The organism is Pseudomonas sp. PS01299 (assembly GCF_029960145.1).
In the GTDB taxonomy this organism is placed as follows: domain Bacteria; phylum Pseudomonadota; class Gammaproteobacteria; order Pseudomonadales; family Pseudomonadaceae; genus Aquipseudomonas; species Aquipseudomonas putida_A.
In genome coordinates this window covers 1-23931 of sequence record NZ_JASCPO010000053.1, presented here as the reverse complement: position 1 = coordinate 23931, position 23931 = coordinate 1, and the positions used below count along the sequence as shown (strand labels likewise).

Below are 23931 nucleotides of genomic sequence, written 5' to 3'. Positions count from 1 at the left end.
TTACTGAATTTGAGCAGATGCTTGCTGCCAATCAATCACGTGCTGCTGAGAGACTGCAGGCGTCCAGTTGAAGTCGATCCCGGCGCTAGGAAATTCCTTGGCCAGTACGGCACCAAATGACACTCTGTCAGCACAGTGGTCTTGCTTGCAGGCCTCAGCCGCGCCAGCGGTATACACGCGATACGTAGGAACGGCGCGACCGTCTTCGAGCGGCAGGAAGGGTGTCATGTTTGCCGCCGGCAGCACGTACCACTGGCTCTCCAGTTCAGCATCAGCCTGTACACGCCCCTTACGTGGGAAGTCGACCTCGTAGAAGTCGCCGCTCTTTCCGGTGACGTGAATCATCATCGGCACAGCGGACTTTGAAGAGCTCGGGTCCTGCATTGCGATCGGCGATGGGAAGGTGACTTTGATACCGGCCATCTGCGCCAGCGCTTCAGCCTCCCGACCTTCGAATTCCTTCATCCCGGATTTGAGTTGTTCGTAACGCTCCAAGACGCGTGTGTGCAGCTCAGCCATTTGCTGCTGCAGGCGACGTACTTCTCTCAGGCGGATCTCCTCGCGACGCAGGGCGAAGTTATTGCCTTGGCGAGCATCGAAGTAAAACTCACCACGGTTCTCGCCCATACGCGTTTTGAGAATGTTGTCTTTGGTTTCCGACGCGTATCCCTCGGGGTAAAGCGCTTCGAAGTTCTTGGCGAAGAAGAGGTTCGACAGGCCGACGGTCGTTGGCGACGTTGCCTTCACCAATTGGTAGACCTCAACCACAGCGCGCTTCAACTCAACCGCATCAAGAGCAAATGCCTCATCTGCAGTGATCACTACGTAATACGGATCACTGGAGAACGGCGACAGGACACGGTAGTTGGGGCGCTCAAAGGCCAAATACACCTTCATGTTACGCGCAGGCAGTTCACCCACCTGAAAGAGTGCTTGGTCTGCCCGGCTATTCAGGAAAGAAAGCGCCTTGCCTTTCACCGCTGGGACCAGTGCCTGGTTGAACATCAGACCGCTCGGGTGCACGGTTGTTTTTGACCAGGTATCACCGCGATAGGTGTTCGGTACCGCCCAACGCAATTTGTCAAAGGACCCCTCGGCATAGCCTGATGCAGAGCAAGGCATGGCGGGTGTCGACGCAAAGGACAGACTTGGATCGGACTCATCAGTTACCGACTTACTGATAACCCATTTGCATCCGCTTCCGTCGGTAATCCCCATCAGGTTCTGGTTGGCCAGCACCAATGAGCGGCCGAAGTCACCGGTAGGAACGGCGGCAACAGCGGCCGGCGCTTCAGCTGGAGCGGCAGGCTTAGGGGCGGCGGCTGGAGCTGCCTCCACAGGTACTGTGGCCACGGCAGCTACAGGAGCAACAGGGGCAACGGGCGCAACCGTCACAGGTACTTGAGCCACCGGCACCGGTTGCACTGGCGCGGGTGAAGCCTCTGGTGCTGGTTGTGGTATCACAGGTGCCGTTACAGGCGCTGGGGCCGGTGCAGCAGCCACAGGCGCTGCGACGGCAGGCTCAGTAGGCGCAGCGGCGGCTGGTAGTACAGACGCAGCCGCCCCAGCTGCTGGTGGCGTAGGAGGAGAAGCCACGGGGGCTACCGAAACAGCGGGCGCGGCAGCGGCCGGAGCGGCAGGCGGTGAAGTCAGCGTGGCCAGGCCCAGATTGGTCGCATTGCCCGCACCGGTGGCGTAAACCGCCCCCTTTGCGTCGACTGCTTTCCAGGTGACCTTGGCCGTCGGGCATTCCTGTCCGAGAATATACGGGAGCTTCGATAGAAGCGTGTTCAGCGGCTTCTGGTCATCCCACGTTGGGCGCTGCATGGTGATGGCCACTTCTGGTTTGCACCAGGTGGTCGCCTCACCATCAACGTTCACCTGGATCTGTTCTGTCTTCGAGTAGGCGAGCTGGTGAGCCCAGGCTTGCGGCGCGATGCCGCAAGCACCCACTACAACGAGAGCGAGTGCGCGGTTTTTCATGAAGATCCCTTAGATGAGTTCCCAGGTGCCGTTGGCTTGTTTGCAGAAGGTGTTCTTCTCCTGCTCAGTGTTTCCGTCGGCCGCTTTGAGGCTCACGGTCACCGGCCGGCAAGACGTTTCAGCAGCGACCTGCTGAGTTGGCAACGTCGGGATCGAATCCAGATCGAAGGCCTTTGTTTCCTTGTCGGCAGCGACGTTCATCTCGTCCAGGTTGGCCGCGGGCTTCACACTCTTCGCAACGGCTACTGATTTTGGTTCAACCAAATCTTTGTGAACGTAGCCGACAGTGACACCCTTGCGGCCGACAAGAATCCAGTCGCCTGTCGAACCAACGGCAGTGAACTCGGTGCCGGGTTTCAAACCACCCACTTTGTCTGCGCCTTTTTCAGGCGCGGCGCGGACGTTCGAACTGCTTTTGGTGACGTACTGCTCGTTAATGAGTTTCATCGAAGGGACGGCAACGATCTTAGGTGCACGTTTCACTTCAACCGTTTTGGTTTGGGTGAACTCTTGGCCCTGAACGATCTCCGCCGAAGCGCCGGAATGCGCCGATGTCCAGGACACAGGCAAACTGGACCCGCTCGGCGAGGCGTTCAAAGCATCTTGCGTGCGTTGCGCCAGGGCCTGCTGATCCTGCTCATCGAGTTTTGCACCGATTTTGTTACCGATGTAACCGCCCAGTGCACCGCCGACCAGGGTTGCCACGATCCGTCCGTTGCCTTTCCCGATGAACTGCCCGATGACAGCGCCAGCGACGACACCCACTGCGGTACCAGCCTGTTGCTTGTTGATGCCCAACTCAGCGCAGCCAGAGGTTGATGCTGCGATGGCCAATGCCAGTACTGAAACGAGAAACTTTTTACGCACGGTGACTCTCCCTTTGTGTAGGTCACTCTGCTTTCAGCAGAGGCCTTGTGATGTTGTAAAGCATTGCTTCTGAGGACATGGCCCAATGGAAAACGGTGGCAAGCACAACTGGCTGTTTGCCCAAGCTCCTGAACGCATCTCTATAACCGGGGCTATCGACAATTGCGTTGCCAACAACGAGAGGCAGCATAACGATCGAAATCACGGCGACCGGTCGAACGAAGCGAATTCGCCCGGGGAGGCTTCGAAGCGCCTCAATACCCGAGATGATCAAGACCACAAGACTGATGCCGCCGAAGAACAACCCGCTAAGAAGGGAGAAGGGGATAAACCACATATTCTTGAGGACGTTCAAACCCTCAGCGCCGTGGATGTCGGTGTGAGCGACGTCATAGGCCATGTTGTCGGCAATGCCAGGCAGATAAGCCTGGTACTGCTCTCGCGTAGCCAGAAGGTTCATGCCCTTCACATAGAGAGGACCGAGCTTGGTTTTCGCCATGTGGCGAACCTCGGTGGTGTTGGCCAGCGCATCTCGTGTCCGCACACCGGGATTGATTGACCGGGCATACTCGTCAATGGTCGGCTGGTACCCCAGATCTGCCCCAGCATTCGGCCACTTGATCGGTCGCCACTCACTCCCCGGAATTCCCCCTGCACGAAAACCTTCGAGCTGTGCATACGCCCTGCTGATGTCACTGATGGAGGGCACGACAGTTTCTTGCAGCCGCTCGTATAACGCGTCTCCATTACGGACGGTGTAGCCACGAAAAACTGCAGCTGAAAAGCCTTGGAAGTTCTTGTCGATGCGCTCGACGTAGGAGCCTTGAACACTCATCAGAACGCCGAGGTTTGCTATGAAAGCCTTGCCCTCTCCCTGGTCCTTGTAGGCCTTGTAGGGTATCTGCGGAATAGTCAGGGAGTCGTAAAGCAACCCCTTTTTGGTGACGTATGCGTAGAGGCTGCTAACCCGTAGCGAGCCGGGGAATTGCTCGGCGATCCAATCCGGAGCGGCCCCCTGAAACCACCAAGTCAACGGAGTGACAACAAGTGTCGATGCTGCGAGCCAAACCCACAGCACCCTCCCCTTGCCTTGGTAACGTCGATAGCAGATTCGCCATACCAGCAAGCACATGCTCGTAGCCGCCAGGATCTGGCTATACGTCTCAAGGACTTCGAGTTTTCGGAGGGGGATATCAGCGCCAGCGAAGTTGAGCAGCTCGGCGTTGAACAGCAGACTGCAGATCAAATAAAGGGCGTTCAAAACAACAAGTGCGATTAGCATCCAACGGGTCCTTGTCAGAAATTAAACGCCAGGCCCTGGATGATAAGGGGGAGCGCAAATAGATGTAGCATATTGCCATCTAGCAGAAGACGGCACCACTCAAAATGCCCCGTCGAATTCCGATGCAGAACGCCGGGCAGATGTTTTCGTTACCTACGATCAGAACTTAACGGGACTGAGAGGACTTTCAATGCCGGGCACAACATTCCCTCCCGCACGTTCCAATTCTGGGTTTCAGACGGTGTGTAAATGGAGAATGGATGTCTCGGCGGTCGCCGGCGGCCAAGCCGTTAAACTGCATCAATGCGATCAGTCCCAATGAGGGGATCTTTCCCCTTGGCCGGCGTTCGCGCTCAAACAACGAAAGCGCAGCGCATGAACAATGCATTGCGAAAACCCATGGAATAGGCGGCATGAATTGAATCAGTCACTCAAACCCGGCGAGAACACAACGATCTCTTCCTCCCAAGGGCGGGTGGAAGTTACCCATGCGGCAGGTAACAACCTGGACGTAAACCTTACTGCGTTTTTGGTCACCGACACTGGCAAGGTGGTGGATGACAGCGGCATGGTTTTCTTCAATGCACCCGTGCACCCTTCAGGCGCGGCGACATTCGCGCCCCCGATCGCTCATGGCGACACGGTCAGTCACAGCATCAGCTTCGACTCGTCTCGACTCCCGTCCAATATCACGAAGATCGCAATCACTTTGACGCAAGACGGCAACGCCGGCGGCTTCGAAGCAGTCAAAGACCTTCGCGCTATCGTCATTGCCGGGGACCAAACCCTGGAACTGGCACCTGAGCCCTTTTCACAAGAGACGGGCATCATCGTGCTTGAGTTGTACGTCCGGAACGGCCAGCTCAAGGCGCGCTCTGTATGGCAAGGTTTCGCCTCAGGTCTTGCCGGACTCTGCGGGTTTTATGGCATCGAAGTTGAAGACGTTGCATCCTCCGCGCCGGCGGCGACACCTGCACCGCCTCCAAAGCCCGTCAACATCGCCAAGACCGTGGTTAAACTGGACAAACCTGGCAGCAGCCACAAGGTGTCCCTCGAAAAAGGGCCGTCCGCTCCAAAGGTTATTCGGGTCAGCGCAACGTGGGTTGATAACGGCGACGGATCTGACAATGACGACCTCGATCTGCGGATCGGCATCCTTCGTCCTGATGGGCGAATGTCCATCATCCAGGCACCTGACAAGCGTGGGGCTTTTGACGTCGATCCCTTCGTTTTCCATACCGGTGACGTAGTCTGCGCCAGCGCCTCCGCTCCAGGTATTGAAACCGTCGAAATTAATCCAGCAATCTCGCAGCTCATGGGGGGCAAGGTAGTGCTGGTCTGCAGCGTTTATTCAGCAGTAGACAACGGTGCGGTTTCGGTGGCATCGCTGAAACCAAAGATGCGGATGGAATACGGCGACCAGGTCGTAGAGTGCGCATTCGAATTCAAGTCCGGGTTTTTCAGCTCAATGGTGTTCACCTATGTAATCGGTCAAATCGAAATTGACCAAGATGGTATCCATCTAAGTCCATCCGGAGTTACCTCCAAAGCCGGCAGTGAAGCCACCCCCTGGCTGACTCGGAAGGGAGACAAAATTGAGCTAACCATGGACGGCCCACACGTATTCAAAGGGCGCCCAATCGAAAGGAGCGGCAAAAAGCAGTACGTCTAAGCTTTCGTGCTAGTAGGCGCTTTAAGCAGCTTCATGCCTGACCAGTACTCCCGCGACGGCACACGGCCGCCGCGGGATTTCTATTTTGGTTGTATGCCAGCATCATCGGCCTCATAAACCCATGTTGAATCGCCCCGCGCCCTCGAACAAAACAGCTCTTCCCATAGGAACTTCCCGCGGCGACCTCACTGGCCGTATAAGACTTGCAGGAACTTCGAGCGCCGTTAGGTTTAACCCGACGGATGAACCAGCCGCCGGTGCAGATACGGCTGTTTCACCAAGGCCATCTCATCATCAGGCGCTCTAATCGTCACAAAGGAACCATGCATGCAGATCACCCAAGGCCAGCGCATGTCGCTGGCAAATATTCTTCCCGGTCTATCCTTCACTCTCTCGGTCAACATCGAAAGCCCCAGCGTAGTCGACTTCGTCTGTTTCGGTGTCGACGACCAAGGCAAGCTTTCTGATGATCGCTATATGGTCTTCTTCAATCAGCCTGTTACGCCTTGCAGCAGTGTGAAGCTTGCTGCGGGTGGCCAGTTTGAAATTAATCTAGCCACCCTGCCCGCCACTATCGATCGCTTGATCTTCACTGCCTCCATCGACGGTGCCGGGGCGATGAGTGACATCCGGAATGGCAACTTCAAAGTAATCAGCCCCGCTGGTGAGATAGGAGCGACCTGCGCGTTCTCAGGGCTCACGTTCACAACCGAGAAAGCGGTAATGATCGTTGAGCTTTACCGAAAGAATGGGGAGTGGCGGTTGGCCTCTAACCTTCAGGGTTTTGCTGAGGGCCTGGACGCTCTCGTGAGGCACTTTGGCGGCGAAGTTACTGAAGAAGCTGCACCGGCACCAGCACCTGCCCCATCTCCCTCCACAATCTCTCTGGAGAAACGTGTAGCTGCTGTCGCGCCGGAACTGGTCAGTCTGGCCAAGAAGGCACAGGTAAGCCTCGAGAAAGCCTGCTTGGTTGGGATGAAAGCTCGTGTTTTGCTCGTGCTCGACGTCACCGACTCGATGCGAAATCAATACAAAACCGGCCGCGTACAGGAAGTCCTCAATCGTCTTGTGCCCATCGCCGTAGCCATGGATACAGATGCCGAACTTGAGTGCTGGACATTCGCCGAACGGCCACTGCGACTCTCACCTGTGACGCTTACCAACTACCAGAACTTTGTCGAATCCGACAACAATGGCTGGACCAAGTGGGACGTCGGTCGGCGTTACAATGATGAACCGAGAGCGATCCAAAAAGTGATCGAATCCTTCCAGGCGTCCAAAGACAAAACCCCTATGTTTGTCGTTTTCATCAGCGACGGTGGCGTTTCTGAAAACCGCAAGATCACGCAACTGATGGTGGATGCAGCGAAGCTGGGAATCTTCTGGCAATACGTTGGTTTAGCAGGCCGGAATTACGGCATTCTGGAAAAACTGGACACCATGCCCGGGAGAGTCGTGGACAACTGCGGATTCTTTGCCCTGGATGACCTTCACGACATGACGGAAGAGCAGTTGTACGACCGGCTGATGCAGGAATTCCCGATGTGGATCTTGGAGGCAAAGCGCGAAGGAATCATTCGCTAATCCTCTCCTGCACTGCCCTGCCTCACACCGCGGCGGCTCAAGCCGCCGCGGTTGTCTTCAGTTCAAGACCAACATATCCATCGGCGTCACCTCAACAAAACGCGCAGAGCGGTCCAGCTTTACCACTGCGCCACACGCGTTCAGGGTCGCTGCAGGATCGATCGCATCCAGACGATTAAAATCAATCGCATCCCACTGATCTCGGCCTACTAAGACCGAGAGCACGTAGTGATCATCCACCGCACCGGTTGCGGTGTTGTTACGCTGAATGTAGCCCGACACCAGGATCTTCTGGATCGCTGGCAGTAGAGCAAATACCTCTCCTACAACTCGAAACAGAGAGCCATAGCACAGCGCGACAAAGTCTCTGCGTACCTGGGCATCCGAACGATTTTTGAAGGTTAGTTTGCCGTTACCCCGGGCTTCAGCGCTGCGCTGCGGGATATCGCCCTCATCAGGTAAATCAACATCGAGCGCGACGCCGGTAACGTCTTGTGAGAACTCATAGGCCACTTGGGTTTCTTTTGGCCAGGCAATGCCGCTCAACACATAGTCCAGGGCACGTTCCATCTGAGCACTGAAGCCCTTTGCCGCCAGCCGGAATGCTTTCTCGATTTCGGTGCGTTCAAGTTCATGGGCGTCCCGCGTGGACTGCCAGTTCGCGAGGTCTTGTTGATACTGCTCTTCCGCCGACTCAGCCTCACGCTCAATCTTCGCGCTGCGAAGGAGCATTCGATCCATCAAGCCTGGCGTCTGCTGAGTGGGCCTCGTGGGTTCTTCAATGGCGAATGGAGCTGGGATTACCGGCATGGCACCCGGCCGAGGCGTAAGTAGGTGCACACCTAGGCAGGATTCGAGATCCTGATTGACCTTATCAGCAGCTTTCGCCAGCAAGTCCTGAATGGAATCGGCCATCTCCGATTTGACACGTTTGATGACAGCAGTCGGCAACTCGATGTCATCCATGTCCGTAATCAACAACGTGCCGTCGTCGTTTACTTTCACCTTTACCTGGCCCGAGTATTCGCTTCCGGCAGGGCCTGGTTGGGAACTACTCGATCTACTGGGCCGGTCGATCCTCTCGCGGTATGAAAGACCAGTACCGGGTAAACCCGCATTGAGATAAGTGCCGTTGCGGCCCATCGTCATACTCAGACCACGGGGCCCAATCGAAGTACTGACCCCCTTTCCGCTGATGTTAAGGCGTACGCCAGGCACAATCGTGATTCGCTTGCTGAAACGAAATCCCATGACTACTCCTTGATCCTTATTCCTGGATTCTTTGTTGCTTGAAATGCCGGCATCGGTTGGGGCCCCTACGACAGGCTCGACTTTCATTTACATCGGAGGTCGCGCCTGTGGCAATAGCGCAACCACCGATATGTCACTTATGCCCGTCCGGCAATGTAATCGTCGATCGAACTGAATTGCCGATTGCGGCACATCCAGCCTGAGAGGAATACGAACACGGTCGTGGCAAGAACTGCCCAGCCGCGCCGCCGCCGGGCCTCACTTTTGGTGCGGGCACCACCGCACAGCAGGAGAGCCATCATAAGGAAGTAGAAGGTCAGCAGAATGACCTTTGCAAAGAGGGATAGAAGGAAAAACCAGATGCTGTTGCTTCTGTACGTTTGGATAAGCACCTGCAAGGACATAAGACCACCGAGGACGCAGGCAGCAATGATGGAGTAGTTGCGTGGGACCTCGAGCCAGGCGCTCGCGACGAAATACGCACCAATCCCCAAGATCGGAGTCAAGGTTGTCCAAAGCGCGTCGGTGTAGTCCTGATAGATCGTAATGGTCCCCCGGCGGTGCAGGTAAATGCAGACCAGCAGCAACATTGCCATCACGAACAGGCCAATCTTCAAGTTCAGGATCGCTTGATGATCATCCGCTGCACTTCGCGTCGCTGCCGGCTTCACCGCGGCGGGAACCATTGGAGAAGTAGCGGCCTTTGAAATCACATTCGTTTCAGATTGATCAACCCGGGTAGCGGCAACGGAGGTTGGCGCTTTAGATGGATGATCAACCTTGGTGCGTAATAGAACACTGAGCCGATCAGTCATCGAAGCGGTTAAGCAACTGGCGGTCTTGCAGTTGTCGCGCAGACGCAACCAGTCTCGTTGATCTTGACGGACCTGGGCCTTGTTCGGCGCTGCGTCTAATGCGCGGACATATTCGGAGTTCATCTGCTCATCCAGACGACTGAGTGCAGAATCTGTGCAAATCGATTTCTCAGCAAAGCTTGCAGCTTTGGTGCAATCAAAGCTGGTGGCGTTGGAGTGGGCTGATACCAGGGTGAGCAACATGGCGAAAAGGCCAGAGCCGATGTTGAAGCGCGACATATTAGATTTTTCCTTCTTTTTGTTTGCTCCAGCGTTTCGCCAGAGCCCTGCCTAACCGCGCTCGCATGCACGCGGCTAGGTGCCTGATGCCTGGCTCTTACTTACGACGTTGGGGCCTGAAGAAATGTCGTGCCGTCCCACTTGTAGTTTTCGGTGCTCTGAACACTCGGGCAGCAATCAGCATCATCCGGACCGACGGAGAGAACAGTCAGCCTGACGGTTTGGGGATCAACCACCTGGATGTCCTGGACACCATTGCCGACTACAGCTTTCCCACGGAACTCCCAGCCTGCCGAACCGCCAATGAACGCGGCAAGTGTTTGGAAGTAGCCATTACCGCCGCCTTGACCTTCGATCGTGTAAAGCACCACGGCATCCTTGATACCGTCGTTATTCAAGTCAGCAAAGATGATCTGACGACCGTCCTTGTATTCATCCCCACCATCCTGATCAATCTCACTCGAGATCATCCGATCTGCAGATGCAGCAAGGTCGGATGGCACTAATGCTTTTGCCTGAACTGCTGGCTCAACCGACTGGCTCGCTGGCTCCGCCGGCCGGGCAGTCGGGGTGACCTGAGTTTGACTCGGTGCTTGAGGTACCTTGCCCAACAAAATTGCCTCGGTCTCAGTCATTGGTTCGTCAGGCTTAGCAGATGTTTTGCTCGCTTGAACACCAGCGCTGACCTTTTGAAGCACTGCAGCACGCAGTTCTTGCATGTCTGAAATGTCGAAGAGTTGGTTGCGGGTATTTCCGAACGGTTGGGCTTCACCCAGGAACCATCGCGCAAAAAAACCGGGACGTTTGTTTTCTTGTTGATCGACCAGGTGGTCAATTAGCTCGTTGGCGGTTTTTGAGAAGCGATCAAACCCGTCCTTGCCCACGACCTGCACGATCGTATCCTTTTCCCTGTCGATGTTACTGCGCGCGAGCTCGAGCATGACAATGTTCGTGTCGACCAGTTTGCTTTCGCACTCGTTCGTATAATTTCCAAGGCATGCCTGCCTATATTCTTGAACTGCATTGTTGGCCTTGAAGTCGTTGTAGGCTCCGCAGCCTGACATGGACACCAAAACACCTGCAGCTATAACCCCACGAAACATGCCCATCCAAATATCCTTTTGAAACCGAGAACCGGTGGACTGTCATGGCGATCGCCAGCAGTCGCTCCTAGTGAAGAAGTGGTAGATACCGCCCACAGGACCCACTCCGTGGTCTTTCTGTAGGCAAGAAAAAGCCCCCATTTCGCGGGGGCTTTCTCAAGCCTTGCGGCTTAGCCGATGTTCACGCCCATCGATTTAGCCAGCGGGGCTAGGCCGCCAGCAAAACCTTGGCCGATCGCCTTGAACTTGAACTCGTCGCCATTGCGGTACAGCTCGCCGAAGATCATCGCGGTTTCGGTCGAAGCGTCTTCGCTCAGGTCGTAGCGCGCCAGTTCTTTGCCGTCAGCCTTGTTCACTACACGGATGTAAGCGTTAGCAACCTGGCCGAAGCTCTGCTTGCGTGCTTCAGCGTCGTGAATGGTCACAGCGAATACCAGTTTCTTCACAGCGGCAGCCAGACCGGTCAACTTGACGTTGGCTTGCTCGTCATCACCAGCGCCTTCACCGGACTGGTTGTCGCCCAGGTGTTCAACCGAACCGTCTGCCGATTTTTTGTTGTTATAGAAGATAAAGCTGGCGTCGTCGAGGACTTGGCCGCTTTCACCCAGGATGAAGATCGACGCGTCGAGGTCGAATTTCGAACCGTCGGTAACTCGTGCGTCCCAACCCAGACCTACAGTGACTTCGGTCAGGCCTGGGGCCTCTTTAGACAAACTTACGTTCCCGCCTTTCTGCAAAGATACGGCCATTTTCGATTCCTTTAAGTGAGGTAAACAAGGCCTTGAAATCAAGACCAAGCAAACAAAAAATAATTAAATTAACGACTTAGGCGTTAAAAATTCATGCCATAGTTATTGGCCAGAGCTTTCAGGCCGCCGGCATAACCCTGGCCAACAGCGCGGAATTTCCACTCGCCGCCGTTGCGGTACAACTCAGCAAACACCATCGCAGTTTCAGTCGACGCGTCTTCTGCCAGGTCGTAACGAACGACTTCCGCATTGGTCGTATCGTTAACGATGCGAATGAAGGAGCCGCCGACCTGACCGAAGCTTTGCTTGCGTACTTCTGCATCGTGGATGGTAACGATGAAGACCACTTTGTCCACGTCGGCCGGGATGCGGCTCAGGTCTACCTTGATTACTTCGTCGTCGCCGTCGCCCGCACCGGTGCGGTTGTCGCCAGTGTGCTCAACCGAACCGTCAACGCTTTTCAGCTGGTTGTAGAAAATGAAGTCGGCTTCGCCGCGTACTTTGCCATTTGCTGCCAGCAATAGCGCACTGGCGTCCAGGTCGAACTCAGCACCATCAGTAGCACGCGGGTCCCAGCCCAGGCCTACCAAGATTTTGGTCAGGCTCGGGTCGGTTTTGGTCAACGAAAGATTGCCACCTTTCTGTAGGGTCAACGCCATGGGTATTACTCCTTGTGGTATGGGCTGTTACTCAGCGGTTTCAGGTTGAGCTTCTTCCTTGCCTGGGAAGACAAGGCTTGCAACCACACCAATCGCCAGTACAACCATAACGATCAGCAGGCTGGTGTTTGCATCGATTGTGTAGCCATGGTGGAACATGTGGTCGGTTGCGTTCAGGCCGAGTTTAATGGCGATGAAGAACAGCAGCGCGACTACAGATTTTTCCAGGTGGACCAGGTAGCGTTTCAGCGCTTCGAGCACGAAGTACATGGTACGCAGACCCAGGATCGCAAACAGCATGGCAGAGTAGACGATCAGGGGCTCACGGCTAACCGCGATCACCGCCGGCACAGAGTCGAACGCGAACAACACGTCAGACACTTCGGCCACTACAAGGCAAAGGAACAGCGGGGTCGCAAAAATCGTTCCTTTTGCTGCCAGAGTCATGCCTTTGTTCTCAGGCTTCTGGAGTTCCACCTCCAGCTGCTTACGGCTGACGAAGAAATTATGGCCATGGAGTTTCGGCCACACAGGGAACAACTTCTGGGCGAAGCGGTAAGCCATATGCTTGGAGTAGTCCTCTTCCTCTTCATCATCACCGCCGGCGCGCAGCATCATAACTGCGGTCCAAGCCACGATCACTGCGAAGACGATTTCGACCCACGGACCGAAAGCCAACAGGCCGGTACCAATGGCAACGAAGATGCCGCGGAACACAATGGCGCCGATAATGCCCCAATACAGGACTCGGTGACGCATGCCATCTGGCACTTTGAACCATGCGAAAATCGCCATGAACACGAACAGGTTGTCGACGCTCAGAACTTTTTCCAGGGCGTAGCCAGTTACAAACAGGCTGGCGACTTCAGGGCCGTGCTGTACGTATAAGAAGCCGGCGAACGCTAACGAGATAGCGATCCAGAAGATCGACCAAATCGAAGCCTTAGCCAGGGAAATTGGCTTGTCACCGCGGTGAGTAACCATGTCGAGGAGAAGCGCGCCGAGCGCGATCCCGACGAATACCGCCATGGTCAGCGGAGGGAAACCGATTTGAGTGTCCAAAGTAACGCTCCTTAGAGTTCAAAATCAGCTGGGTTAAGGCCCAGCTCAAGGCAGACCAAACGGCAGGCCGCTTTTTCTTGGGCGTCAAAGTCGCCGTCCGACGCACCGATGGCACAGCCCACGCGCACCAGGAGTCGGGACGCGCCGGCATCGTTCTTGATCTTGCCGATGACCTTCAGTGCTTCGGCTTGGCCGAGTTGAAAGTCGAACTCGAACTTTTCACAGTGTGCGTTGAACGCCTTGATCACATCGCCCATGTCGAAAACTTTCAACTCAGGCGAGTTTTGGATGAAGCCGGTCATCTTCTGTTTTTCCTCAGAAGAGATACCGCCGGATGCAGCTGAGATGAGAGCGCAATTGGCGGTCATCGCATCTAGAAATTTCTGATTCTTGAACTTCGAAACTTCGGTAGTTAGTGCTTCACGCGCTGCTGCTGCGTTTTGCTTAAGCCATGCAAACATGTTGTGTTCCCCCAAGGGCGGGGTCGTATGACCCCGCCATGATTTCTATTTGGACCCGGCAGTCCACCTCATGCCCCAGCCATAAGCCTGGTCCATGAGTTTGTGGCCTCGGTGGAAGTCCACCCGCCGAGAGACCTTAACGGCACCGTTCACGTTTTCAAGCATCGCTATGGCACACATTGGTTCACGGCCACCCTCTTCATTGAGACGCACCTCAATGTCAGGCTGACCAGGAATGTAAATAGTCACCACTCCATCGGTTTCTTTCCAAGAAGGCGAGCCCTCATAGATGAAGGCGAACACTAAAATGCGGCGAATTTCACTCCATTGTTTGCCATTGATATGCAACCACTCGCCACCGGAAACAGAGCCAGTACGGTCATCGCCCATCAGCTGTATGTATGGTTCCCGATTGAGACTGCCGAAGGACTCCCCGAGGGCTTGAACAACGCCCTTCTCGCCGTCTTGCAGCTCGTACAGGCAACCAACGTCCAGGTCGACGGATTGGCTTCGCTTGAAGAAGCCGCCCGAGCTGCCTTTGTTCCAGTTCAAGTTCACCTTGATTTCGCCGAAACCGGCTGCCGTCTTTTCAAGACTGATAGACGATCGTGTTTTATCGAGGGTGACCTTGCTCAGACTAATCGTAGATTTAGGTGCAGCGGCCGGAGCAGGCGGCGGCGTTTGTACCACTGGAGCAGGTGCAGGTGCAGGGGCCGGCGCTGGTGCGGCGACCTCTACACCAAAGTGCTTGGCCAACGGCTCAAGGCCGCCATTGAAGCCCTGGGCCACACAGCGGAATTTCCAGTCACCATTTCGGCGATAAAATTCGCCGAGGATGAGTGCTGTTTCCTTCATGCCACCGGTTGGGATTTGAGCTTCAATTCCACCCGTCACCACAACCGAAAGTTGTGACACGCGCTCAAAGCTCGCCTTGTTCTCGTAGATCGTGGCAGTGAGCGCCACTTTCTCAACTGCAGAATCAAGACGACTCGTATCGAGTGAAAATACTGCGCGCCCAGCCGAGGATTCGGTCAGCTGAACAGCGCCACCCAGAATTTGAGGCTGGCCATAGAAACACATGTCGCCATCGCCTCGGACTTTGGCCGAGGCGCCCAGTGCGAAGGCCGATACGTCAATGTCGGCCCCCGGGATAGGCGAGTAATTGATATCAACGCGAAGCTGGCCGCTGGCAACCGGCGCATTACCACCAGGTACGAGATTAGCCATTAGCGCAACGCCTGAACGGCCAGAGTGATCAGGTCGTCAGCAGTACGACCATTCGTGGTGGTGCCGATCGCCTTGAATTCCCAGTCGCCATTTTCGCGAGCCAGGCTCGCCATGACGATGCCGGTGTGCCCACCTTTTTCAGAAAGGTTGAAGCGTGCCAGCTCGGTGTTGTTGCTGCCATTCACGATACGGCAGTAGGCCTTTTCGACCTTCTCAAAAGACTGGCCCGTGAATGAATTAACGGTAAAAATCAAGTACTTAACGGAGGCTGGCAGGCGCTGCAGGTCGACATTAATGGTCTCGTCATCGCCTTCGCCATCGCCGGTACGATTGTCACCGGAGTGCTTGATCGAACCGTCCTGGGACTTCAGTTGGCGGAACCACACCAGGTCGATTTTTTGGTAATCGCTGTTCAGCAAAATGCAGGAAGCGTCGAGGTCGATCTCGGAACCACCACCAAACATCTTGCCGAGGAAACCGCCCGCCTTGACTGGGTCCCAACCCAAACCAAGGCTGATGCTGGTCAGCGAACTGCCGGCCGTTTTAGCTAGGGAGATGGATTGCTGTTTTTGCAGGGTAAGTGCCATGGTTACGCTCCTTGTTGGTCATCAGTGTTCGCGTGTCGATCAGGGTTGACCGCCACTTGCAGGTTAGCGTGCGCGACATTGCTCACACCCAAATTCCCGCTTCTATCTGCCCGCAGGCGAAGACGGCGCCATGCGGGGTGAAAGTGTCGCCAGTGTGCTTCTTGCGCCGCGGCCAACAACTCGAAATCACCGCGGGTGTCACCCCATGCTTTAAGCCGGTACTGGCCGAGCGGCCCATACACAGCCTCAAGTCTGAGTACTTTGTTCTCGCATCTGCAGTTGTTGCCAGTCATGCGCCCGGTCAACAGACCGTCTACCGCCTCAAGCTCGGTGCCGATCAACTTGATGCCAAGTCGATCCGCAAACGGCTGGAGCACCAACGCTGGGGACGCGGAGCAGAGAGTAACTACTGCACCTGCCTCTACTTCGGCGGCGACAGATTTTAAACCTGAAGGGCGCATGAGCTGTTCCCAAAACAACCCGCAGAATTTCACGGCCTGCTCCTGCACCCATTTCATTTCTACGCCTGTAAGAAACGTGCTGATCAGCTGTGCTTTCAACTCATCACGATTCAAACGCCGAGCCAGGAATCGAACGCTTGGCAGCGCAAGCCGCAAAATGCGTCGATTGAATTCCCGGGGTCCGAAGGCAAACTTCAGGAATGGGACGAAGCTATCGTGCCGGGTCAGCGTGCCGTCGAAGTCAAAAACCGACAGCACCTGACGCCTTTGCCCGCCAGCATCGTCAAATCCCATTGTCATCGCGCGGCCTCGGCCAAACGGATAGGCGCCTCAATAGGTCCTACATCCGGTTGCCGAACTCCGTGCCACTCTGCTCTTTCAAGGATGTTGACCGCCCATTTGTAATGGGTCGCAGGCTCGCACATGGCATCGTTGTGCTTGAACACTGCCGGAGCAACTTCACTGACAATCATCCTGGCGCAGTTGAGGTCTTCGAGGCTTACGCGCAACGCGTCCTGGATCGTGTTGATCTGAGATGGATGAATCGCCGTCTTCCCTACCAAGCCATGGGCGATGTCGAGTTCCAGCTCCTCCATCAGCAAATGCGGTGTCGCGAGTTGTTCGAACACCGGTGCCGTCAGTGCGAAACCTTGAGACCCCATGACGCCTGCCAACATTGGGATCACGTAGCCCATTGGGGTGCTGTAGAGCGTTGTTGCGGGATTGCGACGAAGTCCAAGACTTCCCATCAGGTCGTTCCCGCCGATACGTAGGGCGATAATTCGCTGATTCAGGTTCGCCTTCAGCGCCTGGCCCAACTCGACCATTCCACCTGGGTTGAACACGTCTGTAGTTTCCAGCGTCGGCATGAGGTACAGCGCCGGGTTTGTAACGGCCTGTTCCCAATCTCCAAGGTTGCGCAGGGTCAATTTCGGCACAACGAACCCATCGACGTGGGCCATCAATGGCCATTCATTCAGCACGGCAGCCATCACCGAGTCTCGGGGGCGAACAAACAGCAGCGGACCATCAGACGGACGCCCACCGCGCTCGTTGATCGCGGTCAACAGGCCATGCAGATTTTTCAACGCCGTGTCGACGTCAATTTCCGCGACCGCATCCTCCAAGCAAACAACCAGAGAACGCAGTTCAGGCAGTTTTGTGCGGAAAACCACTTCCAGCAGATCCGCACGTGTGGCCGGCATGTAGAGCGTTGCCCCCAGGGCATAAGGAGAAAGGACTTTCATCAGCTCACACTCCGAATGATGGTAACCGCCCGGTAAGGGCCCAATGCAGCACCGACCTCTTCCACAGCCACCCCAGCGCCCTCAGTCAGGTGCATGAGCAACTGAACATCGCTGTCGCTACGGCTGCGAACCAAGACGTGATCCGGTACGCGACGCAGTACCGCGCGGGTTGCTTCGGCAATACCTGGCTTTACTCGGTTGAGATTGGTAATGCCGAACTGGGAGGCCAGCGACTTGACTACGTGCGCAGCTGCACCCTGCAATTCAAAACGCTGGGTGTCGGTCCATGGCGAGGCTTGAGGAACCGCCCCCAGCGCCTTTCGCTTCTCGTCGATCTGCTCGATGAACTCGCGGGTTAAATCGTGCTCACGCAGATGGTCGTAAACCACACAACCATGCAGGCCTCCATTCGCGGGCCAGATGGAGCGCGAAACCAGACCAGACACCGTCGCACCAAGGATGCCGGAGGGGATAACCCAGTCTTCAGCCGACGCGGACAACCACGCCCGGCCGCAGGGATCTGCCAGCACAACAAGCCGAGGTTCCTCAGGAAAGCGTGAGTCGCCATTGAGGCTGCGCTGAATCTCACCAGAGATAGCGCCCTTCCCTGTCCAGCCATCGACGAAGACGATGTTCTCGGCACCATGTGCCTGAATGATGGCTTCGAGGGCGACCTTATCTATCCCCCGATCCCGAACGATGCTGATTCCGTAGTGGTGCGCATCTCGACCCATGTCGAGCAGGGCCCGACGCAACAACACGCCGAGCGGCAGGCCAGCACGAACGAAAGACACGAGAACAATTGACGGACCCGTGCATGCCTCGCTCAGCGCCAGCGCCAGGGACTGAACGTCCATGGCCATGCGGGTACCGTTTTGTTCAAGTGCGCGCTCGTATAGGGCTTTATGCACGTCTGTCGGCGCACTCTCCAGGCTGATCATTTCGGAGTAGTGCTTCTGCTTCGACTGAATCAGACGCTCCTTCTCCAAGACATCAGTGGTTTCCATCTGAACGGCCTGCAGCAGAAACTGAACATCATCTGCTGCATAGCTGCCGCTCCCTACGGTAACCAGACCCGCAACGGCCTTAGTCATGGATTTTCACCCCAACCAGCTTGGCCAATTGGCTACGCGCAGGGGTCGCCCACATATGACACTCCTGCATGAAACCGAGGTCAGTGATGCTGTCCCCAAAGCCCAGCACAGGACGCTCACCATTGGCCTCACGATCACGGCGCAACAATTCTTGAACGGCCACTTCCTTCGACAGGCCCAGCGGCAAGAACGCGAGGTTGTTGGAATTTCCGTGGATGTGCATCCCTTCCAGTAAACCGCGAGCCTGTACTTCCGCGAGTACCGTTTGCAGGACTTCATCGTTGGATTCGTTGTGCTTGGTCACCACGTAGTGGCGCAGGCCTTCTTCCTCGACAACCCATCCGCGCAAGGAAATGCCAAGCTCCTTACCAATGGCGAGGGTTGCTTCACTGAGGCCTGGCAAGCGAGCCTGATAGTCAGCAAGAACATCGCTCATGCGTGCTTGCCATTCCTCGTCAAGCTTTCCATCAGGACCAAGGATCACGCCGCCATGGGAGCAGACGGCACCGTGCATGAAAGGCAGTTGCACACGACTGAATGCTTCAACGCTGCGCGCTGTAACTGGGATCACGTCGGTTGTGGATAGGAGCCAATGGGCAAGGGAATGTTGGACAGTGCTCATGTAGCCATTGGGTTGACCCTCGATATCGAGAGTCGCAGTGACCCGCGGCAAACCTTCTGGCATTTTGCGAGCAGTCTGGAACAGGGTGTCGTCGAGATCGACCAGGGCGAGGGGGCGCTTATTGACCATCGACAATCACCTCCGCGTTCAGGGATTCAATCAGCGAGGCGGACACAGCCTGCACAGGTGTTTCCGAGCAAATCAGGACGCGATCAAACTGTCCGGGGCTCACGTTGTAGAGGAAGTTGGGGATACCGAGACCGTAGTTGTCCGCGAACGACAACACGTGACCGATGGCATGGCCCAGAGCGATTGGCGAGCGACTGGTTGAACTGAAATGCACATCTGCGCCAGCACGCTCTAAGCGTTCAGCGAGCAGAAATGGACGCCAGACGAATTCACTGGTACCGACCACAAGTACGCGCTCACCTGCTTTGACGTTCAGGTCCAGAGCCAGGGTGTCTTCTACGACGCGAATACCATGACGCCCCCAGTCACTCTCCGCCGTCAACGGCCACTCACCAGGCTCGATGGTACCAACGGCCGGCATTTCCGGTAGCGGCGCCTCAGCGTCCTCGTGGAAGGTGTACGAACCCTGCAACAGCGATACCTGATGTGCTGAGTCCCCAATGGTTTTGCGAACAGCATCGCCGGACCAATCCGTCAGTACGCACGTCACCACGCGCTCGACCTGGGTCAGGCCGGCATCGACCAGCGCACGGTGAAGATTGATGAAAGTTTTGCCGGTGGAGGCTTCGTCGTCGACCAGCACCAGCGAACGGGCATTCAACATCATTTCCCGAACATCGGGATCGACAGGCAGATGAATGAGATGAGCGCTGGCGTGGCTATGCTCTTCTTCAAAACGGGCGAACAATTCATTGCCCGTCGGGTGACGTGTGCTGACCATGTAGACGGTGTCAGGGCGGGTCGCGCTGAAGGCACGATGTACGCCGGCACCCAAGCCAACTGCTGTTTCCGCCATGCCGATAACGAGCACAGGCCCTGGCAGATCTTCAGGTATTTGCGCCGCGAGACTGTGAAAGCTCGCGTTCATGATCGAAGGACGCACAGGGATATGGCGGCCCAGTACTTTGGACACGAATAGAAACGCACGCTTGGGATTACGGCGCTCGGCGAAACCGAACAATGAGCCCGGGTCGATCTGTGAGGCATCGACGGTGACATCGAGACGCCCGCGCATCAGTTGTGCGCTTAGCGCTTTTGTTACTGCGTTACTTTCCATGAAACAAATTCCTAGGTTAGCGTGAGGTCGATAACCTAACGTCTCGTCCGCAGCTTTCAAGTCAAAATAGGGGCTAAAAATTCTTGGCTTCGACGCGCCACATAGATGCTTGGGCCGAGCGAGCTAATTCAGCAGTGGTGAACGTCTTGCTGTTGGATGTTTGAGGTGCATCGACGCGGCACGCATCCAGAAAGGAGAGGAGCAACGACGCCTTAACCGCAAAATTCATATTTTGAGCATCAGGCATTGTCGACGTGACCAAACCGACTACGGCACCTGATGAATCAAACAAGGGAGATCCGCTAGAGCCTGGTTGAATGGCCGCGGTAAATTGCAAAAGGCTTGAATCGTTGTGGAGGCCAAACAACGCCGACACACCACCCTGGGTAACGTGCACACCGCCGCCGGCAAAACCTGACAACGGGAAACCCAAAGCAACAACAGATTCGCCTAGGTCACAGCCAAAGCCCTTTTTGAAGGACACTGGTTTCAATGTGGGGGATTCCATGACTCTGAGGAGAGCGATGTCGTTACGCTGATCGATTACGACTGGCTCCGCACGATAACGACCCTCAAAGGAGGAAATAGATATCTCACTCATACCCTCGATTACGTGGGCACAGGTGAGCACATGGTTCTGCGAAACAGCGAAGCCGGTACCGGTTGCTCCCGTGCGCGATCGATCAGGATCACCTGTACGACTGCGCCCTTTGGGATGAGCGTCATTGATATCGATGCCAATCCGACGCCCAAGGGCTGCCAACCCATAAGCCGAACCCTCAGCTAGGGCACGAAACTTCCATTGCTGATTACGGATGTAGAACTCGCCGATGATGATCGCCGCTTCACCGTTATCGTGAAGGTCCAATCGGTATTCGATCTGTTCGTCCACAAGCAAATGCAACGAACGAAGCTCGCTTACCGGGCCGGCTGCGGAAAATGTGTACGCGATAAGAAGCACCCGATCGCTGCCGGGCGGGAGGGCTGACAGGTTCAACTCACAACCAACCTTCGCTTGGTCGCCGCTCCACTCCATCCATGACTGTGTAGTCTGGAATAGTGCAGCCTCACCAGTGGGTTGGCGTTTGTCATTTACCGGCAGTATGGCAATCGCCGCGTACTCCCCGAAAGCCGAGGAGTTTCCGCATTCCAGAGTCCATTCACTCCGTGCACCTGATACCGCGGTGTTTACGCCTGGCGCGAGCACCATCATTCCTTGATTACTCCTTGAGTGCTAAAACCACCGCGCTGCAATGGTACCAAACTTCAGGTTTCTCGATGCCTCAGGATGTCATTTTGGCACTACAGCTGCAACGGTGACCCCTTTCACACGTACGTCTGGCCGCCAAACGGTAGCTGGCTCAGGGAGATTCAGGCGGCGAGTAGCAAATATGCCCGCCAAATTGACGCCAGCCTCCCGGGTATAACCAACGCCACCAGAGTAGCGCGGGTTGATTTCCAACAAGTGGGGTATACCCTGCGCATCATCCTTTGTCTGAACGTTCACAATGCCGTCACACTGGAAATGCTCGGCCGCTTTGAGTGCAAGCTCAACCGCTGCACCATCGTTTTCAAAAATCTGATGGACGCCGGTCTTCCTCCGGGCCACGAACGCGATCGCTCGGCCAGCCTCGCAGACCATATCGACCGAACACTCGCTCCCGGGCATGTAAGGCATCACAAGCATCGCTGGCGGCGTTGCTCTTTCGCTGTAAGCACGCATGTATGTAGCGAAATTCGCAACCCGTGCATCGGGATCAGCAAAGCAGCGAAAGGGATCAGCACCCTCTTTGAAACGCCAAAAGCCTTGGCCATAGATGCCGACTGCAGGTTTTACGCAGACCTCACCCGACGCCGAAAGAGTTTCGTAAGCAGCAAACATATCCTCAGCATTCGTAGCAGTGATCGCCGGCACGCAAGCCAAGCCAGCACGCTCTGCCTCAGCAGTAAACCTGCTCTTGTCATCAACGAGGTCGAAGGTTCGCATCGATGTCCCACCGGTTACCAGCACCAGGCCAGCTTCCTCGAATCGAGCCCGGGCCTGCTCAAATACACCCCCCAATCGACCTGCCAGGATTACTTTGATGCCATAGGTGCGTGCAGTCGAAATCACCCACGAGATCCGCTCTTCAGCACCACGAGGCTCGGTGAAACTAATATCTGCACCGGCCGTGATTTCAGGGCGATCGTCGCGATGCGAGGCGAAAATCTTCACCTCAGGTGGCAGCGCATCACGCGCACCTTGAATAATGTCGCGCTGGCTAGACTGCCCTTCGAGAAACCAAATCATGTTTTAACCTCACTTGTAGATGTGCACTGACAGTCAAACCCGATGACGGGGACTGACAGCATCCGATAAGTTCAACCGGAACATAACGAGTCCGGCCGTAGCGTCAAGGCAATGCAGCGCGTTGTTCCAGGAGAGCGTCATCACGAGACAAGCTCCCATCCACAATTTCGGTTTTCAGGTTTTAAACTGGACCGCTTGCATGCGGTTCCTGCGCTCGTAAAATAATTCGGGACGGTGGTGGTGAGGCAAAACTAGGCGAGGTCAGCCGGAGAAAAACAAACAGCATCGTCATTTTCGAGTCGAGTCCAGTTAAGAATGGGCACCGATCGCAACATTTTTCTAACAATTTTGCAGCGACATCAAGTAAATCGTCCACAGACATTCTATTTCAGCGTATGAAGCTGCAGGGCAACTGAAGCTCACCCCGTACCGTCCTCAAGTTTTGAACCAGTATCGACCCCGGGATAATCTATACCACCACCTGGAGTCCGGCGACTAAAGGGTCAACAACTACGCGATTGGGCAAAATTCCGCGTATCCACATTCCATGAAACGAGGACACCCGTGAAGGTCCATTTCCGCATAAGCCAAAACCCGCTCGCGCGCACCAGATGAGTGGCCGGGGATTAACAAACTCGAAGTAACTGCGTGCGGTAGTGTTGCGAAAAACTAAGCTCGTATGCAGGTCCAATCACGAAGTCTTTAAGAGACGCTGAAGAGCTATGACCAGCTTGATCTGGATGCATAAGGCCGAACCCGATCTCCAGATCGCTCCTCGACTCAGCATCGCCACTTCCAAACTCGTAGCTGACGGAGTCACTCGGCGCCCCCCGTACCAAGCTGAGCACAGCATGGGAATCTGGCAAGTCATCAGCTACCCGCTCAGAAAACTGCTGAAGCGTTGGTTCCGCCAGGACGTAAAGCCATGCTTCGTTGTCAGTCGTAGTTGAACGACGCAGGATCCGTCCTAGAACTTGTCGGTAGTATAATTCGGTCCTGATCCGACTCAGGTGACAGCACACCTGTAACCTAGGGATATCCGTCCCTTCACTGATCATCCCAACAGCGACTATCCAAGGACAACTGCTGTAGCGAAAGTCGTTGATTACCTGCTGAGCATTGGGAGTCTTGTTGGTTACGACTTGGCACATCTCACCTTGGTGCCGGAGCATAGCCGCGATCTGATGGGCATGTTCAATGTTCGTTGCTACCACTAGGCCGCCGGCGTCAGGCTTCACCTCGCGAATCGAATTAAGCTTGTTACTGTAGTGGTCAACTAATCCCGGACACGACGTTAAGTTTTTTCTCGGCCTGAGCCGGCGTTAGCCCGCCATTAAATTGATGAGGCCGTATCCAGTTGTAGCGATGCATCAAATAATGACTGATGTCT

General features: G+C 55.6%; 21 protein-coding genes and 1 pseudogene. 2 read left to right on the top strand and 20 right to left on the bottom strand.

What is annotated here, in order from left to right; genetic code table 11:
• From QMX91_RS12200 to QMX91_RS12190, 3 genes are read right to left on the bottom strand one after another with little or no spacing between them, the layout of a single operon-like run.
• Nucleotides 1-1983 (bottom strand): hypothetical protein, encoded by a 1983-nt coding sequence (locus QMX91_RS12200; RefSeq protein WP_047338250.1) that lies wholly within the window; start codon nt 1981-1983, stop codon nt 1-3.
• A 9-nt stretch (nt 1984-1992) separates the two neighbouring features.
• Entirely contained in the window at nt 1993-2850 is an 858-nt protein-coding gene (locus QMX91_RS12195) for an SH3 domain-containing protein (RefSeq protein ID WP_033896491.1), read from the bottom strand.
• A 22-nt stretch (nt 2851-2872) separates the two neighbouring features.
• Nucleotides 2873-4132: a hypothetical protein gene (locus QMX91_RS12190; protein ID WP_042561208.1), complete on the bottom strand. Its 1260-nt coding sequence runs from the start codon at nt 4130-4132 to the stop codon at nt 2873-2875.
• 418 nt (nt 4133-4550) lie between these two features.
• Between QMX91_RS12190 and QMX91_RS12185 the strand changes: the two genes are divergently transcribed.
• Nucleotides 4551-5804, top strand: a complete 1254-nt coding sequence (locus QMX91_RS12185) for a TerD family protein (RefSeq protein WP_185818867.1) — start codon at nt 4551-4553, stop codon at nt 5802-5804.
• Nucleotides 5805-6131: 327 nt separating this feature from the next.
• On the top strand, nt 6132-7388 hold the full coding sequence (locus QMX91_RS12180; RefSeq protein ID WP_185818866.1) for a VWA domain-containing protein: 1257 nt from the start codon (nt 6132-6134) through the stop codon (nt 7386-7388).
• A gap of 57 nt (nt 7389-7445) precedes the next feature.
• On the opposite strand, the gene QMX91_RS12175 is transcribed toward QMX91_RS12180, so the two are convergent.
• The 17 genes and pseudogenes from QMX91_RS12175 to QMX91_RS12095 form a co-directional block, all read right to left on the bottom strand.
• Nucleotides 7446-8639, bottom strand: coding sequence for a DUF4236 domain-containing protein (locus QMX91_RS12175; RefSeq protein ID WP_185818865.1), 1194 nt, complete (start codon nt 8637-8639; stop codon nt 7446-7448).
• Nucleotides 8640-8776: 137 nt separating this feature from the next.
• Complete coding sequence (locus QMX91_RS12170; RefSeq protein WP_047303542.1) at nt 8777-9733, bottom strand: lysozyme inhibitor LprI family protein; 957 nt, start codon at nt 9731-9733, stop codon at nt 8777-8779.
• A gap of 101 nt (nt 9734-9834) precedes the next feature.
• Nucleotides 9835-10842 carry a hypothetical protein gene (locus tag QMX91_RS12165; RefSeq protein WP_185818864.1) on the bottom strand — a complete coding sequence of 336 codons (1008 nt, stop codon included), beginning with the start codon at nt 10840-10842 and terminating at the stop codon, nt 9835-9837.
• 164 nt (nt 10843-11006) lie between these two features.
• Nucleotides 11007-11585 (bottom strand): TerD family protein, encoded by a 579-nt coding sequence (locus QMX91_RS12160; RefSeq protein ID WP_033896483.1) that lies wholly within the window; start codon nt 11583-11585, stop codon nt 11007-11009.
• 83 nt (nt 11586-11668) lie between these two features.
• The gene (locus tag QMX91_RS12155; RefSeq protein WP_033896481.1) at nt 11669-12244 is read right to left on the bottom strand and encodes a TerD family protein; all 576 of its coding nucleotides are present in this window, start codon (nt 12242-12244) and stop codon (nt 11669-11671) included.
• Between the two features lie 27 nt (nt 12245-12271).
• Nucleotides 12272-13273, bottom strand: coding sequence for a TerC/Alx family metal homeostasis membrane protein (locus QMX91_RS12150; RefSeq protein ID WP_042562209.1), 1002 nt, complete (start codon nt 13271-13273; stop codon nt 12272-12274).
• A gap of 44 nt (nt 13274-13317) precedes the next feature.
• A complete protein-coding gene (locus QMX91_RS12145; RefSeq protein WP_033896478.1) occupies nt 13318-13767 on the bottom strand; it encodes a tellurite resistance TerB family protein in 450 nt (149 codons plus the stop codon).
• A 45-nt stretch (nt 13768-13812) separates the two neighbouring features.
• The gene (locus tag QMX91_RS12140; protein WP_185818863.1) at nt 13813-14994 is read right to left on the bottom strand and encodes a TerD family protein; all 1182 of its coding nucleotides are present in this window, start codon (nt 14992-14994) and stop codon (nt 13813-13815) included.
• On the bottom strand, nt 14994-15581 hold the full coding sequence (locus QMX91_RS12135) for a TerD family protein (RefSeq protein WP_033896476.1): 588 nt from the start codon (nt 15579-15581) through the stop codon (nt 14994-14996). The genes QMX91_RS12140 and QMX91_RS12135 overlap by 1 nt, the downstream gene beginning before the upstream one ends.
• Before the next feature lie 2 nt (nt 15582-15583).
• Entirely contained in the window at nt 15584-16342 is a 759-nt protein-coding gene (locus tag QMX91_RS12130; RefSeq protein WP_042561213.1) for an HAD family hydrolase, read from the bottom strand.
• The gene (locus QMX91_RS12125) at nt 16339-17289 is read right to left on the bottom strand and encodes an HpcH/HpaI aldolase/citrate lyase family protein (protein WP_042561214.1); all 951 of its coding nucleotides are present in this window, start codon (nt 17287-17289) and stop codon (nt 16339-16341) included. Before QMX91_RS12125 ends, QMX91_RS12130 begins: the two co-directional genes overlap by 4 nt.
• Nucleotides 17289-18383, bottom strand: a complete 1095-nt coding sequence (locus QMX91_RS12120; protein ID WP_042561215.1) for a cysteine protease StiP family protein — start codon at nt 18381-18383, stop codon at nt 17289-17291. The genes QMX91_RS12125 and QMX91_RS12120 overlap by 1 nt, the downstream gene beginning before the upstream one ends.
• Nucleotides 18376-19134, bottom strand: a complete 759-nt coding sequence (locus tag QMX91_RS12115; RefSeq protein WP_033896472.1) for a hypothetical protein — start codon at nt 19132-19134, stop codon at nt 18376-18378. The genes QMX91_RS12120 and QMX91_RS12115 overlap by 8 nt, the downstream gene beginning before the upstream one ends.
• Nucleotides 19124-20251: a phosphoribosyltransferase domain-containing protein gene (locus QMX91_RS12110; RefSeq protein ID WP_185818861.1), complete on the bottom strand. Its 1128-nt coding sequence runs from the start codon at nt 20249-20251 to the stop codon at nt 19124-19126. The genes QMX91_RS12115 and QMX91_RS12110 overlap by 11 nt, the downstream gene beginning before the upstream one ends.
• A gap of 73 nt (nt 20252-20324) precedes the next feature.
• The gene (locus QMX91_RS12105; protein ID WP_185818860.1) at nt 20325-21464 is read right to left on the bottom strand and encodes a trypsin-like peptidase domain-containing protein; all 1140 of its coding nucleotides are present in this window, start codon (nt 21462-21464) and stop codon (nt 20325-20327) included.
• Between the two features lie 78 nt (nt 21465-21542).
• Entirely contained in the window at nt 21543-22541 is a 999-nt protein-coding gene (locus QMX91_RS12100; RefSeq protein ID WP_033896469.1) for an ATP-grasp domain-containing protein, read from the bottom strand.
• A 626-nt stretch (nt 22542-23167) separates the two neighbouring features.
• A pseudogene (locus QMX91_RS12095) lies at nt 23168-23800 on the bottom strand (helicase-related protein); the annotation flags it as partial.
• Between the last annotated feature and the right edge of the window lie 131 nt (nt 23801-23931).